Annotated in this window: 5 protein-coding genes; 4 read left to right on the top strand and 1 reads right to left on the bottom strand. The window is 73.5% G+C overall.

Features of this window, described 5'->3' with window-relative positions:
• The first annotated feature begins 150 nt into the window (after window positions 1-150).
• Window positions 151-717, top strand: a complete 567-nt coding sequence (locus VR44_RS12240) for an LppU/SCO3897 family protein (protein WP_045947482.1) — start codon at window positions 151-153, stop codon at window positions 715-717.
• Window positions 718-810: 93 nt separating this feature from the next.
• On the opposite strand, the gene VR44_RS12245 is transcribed toward VR44_RS12240, so the two are convergent.
• Window positions 811-1197: a MerR family transcriptional regulator gene (locus VR44_RS12245; protein ID WP_045947486.1), complete on the bottom strand. Its 387-nt coding sequence runs from the start codon at window positions 1195-1197 to the stop codon at window positions 811-813.
• A gap of 139 nt (window positions 1198-1336) precedes the next feature.
• On the opposite strand from VR44_RS12245, the gene VR44_RS12250 reads away from it, so the two are divergent.
• The 3 genes from VR44_RS12250 (at window position 1337) to VR44_RS12260 (ending at window position 3098) form a co-directional block, all read left to right on the top strand.
• Complete coding sequence (locus tag VR44_RS12250; RefSeq protein WP_045947483.1) at window positions 1337-2011, top strand: class II aldolase/adducin family protein; 675 nt, start codon at window positions 1337-1339, stop codon at window positions 2009-2011.
• The gene (locus VR44_RS12255) at window positions 2008-2460 is read left to right on the top strand and encodes a carboxymuconolactone decarboxylase family protein (protein WP_045947484.1); all 453 of its coding nucleotides are present in this window, start codon (window positions 2008-2010) and stop codon (window positions 2458-2460) included. Before VR44_RS12250 ends, VR44_RS12255 begins: the two co-directional genes overlap by 4 nt.
• Window positions 2461-2672: 212 nt before the next feature.
• Complete coding sequence (locus VR44_RS12260; RefSeq protein WP_045947485.1) at window positions 2673-3098, top strand: subtilase-type protease inhibitor; 426 nt, start codon at window positions 2673-2675, stop codon at window positions 3096-3098.
• Window positions 3099-3311 lie beyond the last annotated feature (213 nt).

Raw genomic sequence — 3311 nt, forward strand, 5'->3', positions numbered from 1 at the left:
GAGCGCACCCGACCGCGGAACCGGGAACGGGCAGCGCTGACGGACGCGGCCGGACCGCGCGGAGGTGGCCGGATTGAGCCGATGGTGATCGAGTGCTATAGCGTGCCCACGTCAAAACGACGTAAAGTCCGATCACCGAGGGATCCCCGTATGACCTATCCGCCGCAGCAGGGCCCCGGCCCCTACGGCCAGCCCGGCCCGTACGCACAGCAGCCGCAGGGGTACCCGCCCCAGCCCGGCCCCGGGTACCCGCCGCCGCAGGCCCAGCCGCCTTACGGCGGGGCGCCGCAGCAGCAGATGTACCCGAACCAGCAGATGCCGATGCAGCCGATGCCCCCGCAGCAGTGGTCCGCACCGCCGGCCCCGCCCGCCCGCAGGGGCGGCATCGGCGCCATGAAGATCCTCAAGGGCATCGGCATCGTGGTCGTCCTCATCGTGGCCGCGGTGGGCTACTTCCTGAGCCAGGACGACGCCGACCACGCCGAGGCCGGAGACTGCCTGAAGAACAACGGGACCACGGCCGCGACCCTGGACCTCCAGGTCGTGGACTGCGGGAGCACCGGCGCCACGTACAAGGTGGTCGAGGTGATATCCGGCACGCTGGACACCAACCGCTGCCAGGGCAAGTCGGACCTGGGCTACTACGAGCAGACCAGGGGCGGCCGGCGCAGCTCGGGCAAGCAGTTCGTGCTCTGCCTGAACCAGATCAAGAAGTAACCCGGCCGCCGGATCCGGCAGGACGGGAACGTGGCCCCCGCCGCCCACCCCGCGGCGGGGGCACCCGGCCCGCGCCGCCGGGCCGTCCCCCGGTCAGGGCGCCGGCTCCGCGCTCTGCCAGGCGGCCATCTGCTCCCGGAACTTCGGACACCTGACGATGTCCTCCTCGCCGCACCTGAGGGCGTGCGTCAACAGCTGGTGCGCGTGGTCGAGGTCGACCATGCGCTGCTCGATCTCGACGATCTTGGCGCGGATCATCGCCTCCCTGCGCGACTGTTCCCGCTGGAACTCCCCGATCTCCACCAGGGTCAGCCCGGCCTGCTGGCACTTGCGCAGCACCGTGATCCGTTCGGCGGCCTCCGGGGGATAGCGCCGCTGACCGCCCTGACGCTCGGGCTCGGGCAGCAGGCCGTGCCGCTCCCAGTACCGGATGGCCGAAGCGGGCACTCCCGTGATCTCGGAGAGCCGGCCGATCGTCATGCGCACGTTCCGCGCCTCCTGCTCCTCGCCTCCGCCGCCGGTCAGACGGCTTGACTTGAACCCTAGTTCAAGTTGAAGAGTGGTCCGCACGAGGACGGCGGCGGACGAGCCGCCGTCCGCAGCGCAGGGAGATGCCGTCATGAGTGACACGTACGACGACGCGGGCGACGGGGAAAGGGGCCGCCGGCTGGTCGCGGCCGCGGAGCAGCTCTTCACGGCCGGGGTGATGTCCCACTCCGGACACGCCAACCTGAGCGCCCGGCTCGACGGTGAGCGCCTCCTGCTGACGCCGGGACACGTCCGGGGCCTGCGCGCGGAGCAGCTCGCGACCGTCGGCTTCGACGGGCAGGTCCTGGAAGGCGAACTGCGGTCCGTCAGCGCCGAGATCATCGCCATGCACACCGCCGTCTACCGGGCCCGGCCCCACGTGGGCACGGTCATCCACACCCACTCGCCCTCCGCGACCGCCTTCGCCCTGGCCCACCGGCCGCTGCCCTGCCGCACCGAGCCGATGCTCCGCTTCGGACAGGCCGAGGAGGTTCCCGTGGTCCCCTGGGGGCCCCGCGGGTCGGACGTCTCGGTGCGCGGCATCGCCGAGGTGCTGGACCGGTGCCCGACGACCGCCGCGGTCCTGCTGGCCAACCACGGCCTCCTGGTGTTCGGCCCGGATCCGGAGGCCACCGCCCATCTGGTGGTGGCGATCGAGGAGAGCGCCGAAGCGGAGATCGCCGCCGCCGCGATCGGCGGGGCCGTGGACTTCCCGCCCGGCGCCCAGGAGGCCGTGCGCGCCGCGATCGCCCGGGTCGCGCGATGACGGGCGAAGCCGGCTTCGCCGCCCGCGCGGAAGCCGTGCGCGACCGGTACCGCTCCACCCTCGGGGCCGTGCCCGGGGGCGTACAGGAGAGGCTGCGACTGGCCGGGGAGTCCGGCCGGCTGTCGACCGAAGAGGCGCTCGCGGAGCTGCGGCACATCGTGCTGACGGACAGTCCGCTGGGCGCGCGGGTGCAACAGCTCGTGCACTTCGGTCAGTTGCTCGCCCTCGGCCGGCCGGAACCGGCCCGGATCCACGCCCGGGGCGCACTCCACGCCGGGGCCGGCATCGCCGATCTGGTCGGCGTCGCCGAAACGGCGCTGATCACCGCGGGCGTTCCGGCGTACGCGCTCGGTACCGAGATCATCGCCGAACTCCTGCCCCCTCCGGACGGCGGCGGACGGCGGCAGCCGGAGCGTACGGACGGCGGCCGCCCGGCCCCCCGGGGCTGAGCGCACCGATCCGGTCAGCCTGGGCGGCCGCTCCGCAGGGCCCGCCGCGGCCGCCACCAGGGCGCCCTCGCTCTCCGATATCCGGACCGGGTGTCCGTAACCCGATCGCCCGCGTGCGGCCGCCCTTCGGATCTGGAAGGCTCGCTCCTGCTCCAGCGCTACATACAAGCTGAAGTGCCGCCCAAGTCCTTTGATTCAAAAGGAGACTGATCATGCGTCACCGCTTGGCCGCCGTTTCCGCCGCCGCACTCCTCTGCCTCGGCGGTACCGCGGGCGTGGCGCGGGCCGAGCCCGCGAGCCCGTCCGCCCCCACCGCCCTGGTCCTCACCATCGCCCGGGGGAGCGGCGCGGCCGGGGGCACCGTCCTGCGGGCGGCCGTCCTCAGCTGCGCCTACACCGCGGCGGGCACGCACCCCGCTCCCCGGGCGGCGTGCGACGCCGTGAACGCCACCGGCGGCGACTTCGGCCGCCTGCTGACCGCCCCGTCCCCGGACCGCGCCTGCCCGAAGCACGCCGACCCCGTCACCCTCGCGGCGGACGGCGTCTGGCAGGGCACCCGCCTCGCCTGGAAGCACACCTTCCGCAACGCCTGCACGATGTCCGCGGCCCTGCGGGACGATCCGGTCTTCGCGTTCTGACCCCCGGGCTCCAGGGCTGCTCCGGGCGCTCGCGCAGGGCCTCGGCCACCGGATCGTGGACGAGGTGCTCGCCGGGCGCCCGGTTCTCCTCGAGCCGCGGGAGGCCGTCGGGCCCCTTGCGGGTCCCCGTGCCGGGAGGGTCAGTCGAGGCAGAACTCATTGCCCTCCACGTCCTGCATCGTGAGGCACGACTCGTTGAAGCCGTCGGCGCGC

Origin of the sequence: Streptomyces katrae (assembly GCF_000966975.1) — a bacterium.
In the GTDB taxonomy this organism is placed as follows: Bacteria; Actinomycetota; Actinomycetes; order Streptomycetales; family Streptomycetaceae; genus Streptomyces; species Streptomyces katrae.

Coding starts and splice junctions, on each gene's coding strand:
- VR44_RS12240 (WP_045947482.1), top strand. CDS start 151: ATGACCTATCCGCCGCAGCAGGGCCCCGGCCCCTACGGCCAGCCCGGC.
- VR44_RS12255 (WP_045947484.1), top strand. CDS start 2,008: ATGACGGGCGAAGCCGGCTTCGCCGCCCGCGCGGAAGCCGTGCGCGAC.
- VR44_RS12250 (WP_045947483.1), top strand. CDS start 1,337: ATGAGTGACACGTACGACGACGCGGGCGACGGGGAAAGGGGCCGCCGG.
- VR44_RS12260 (WP_045947485.1), top strand. CDS start 2,673: ATGCGTCACCGCTTGGCCGCCGTTTCCGCCGCCGCACTCCTCTGCCTC.
- VR44_RS12245 (WP_045947486.1), bottom strand. CDS start 1,197: ATGACGATCGGCCGGCTCTCCGAGATCACGGGAGTGCCCGCTTCGGCC.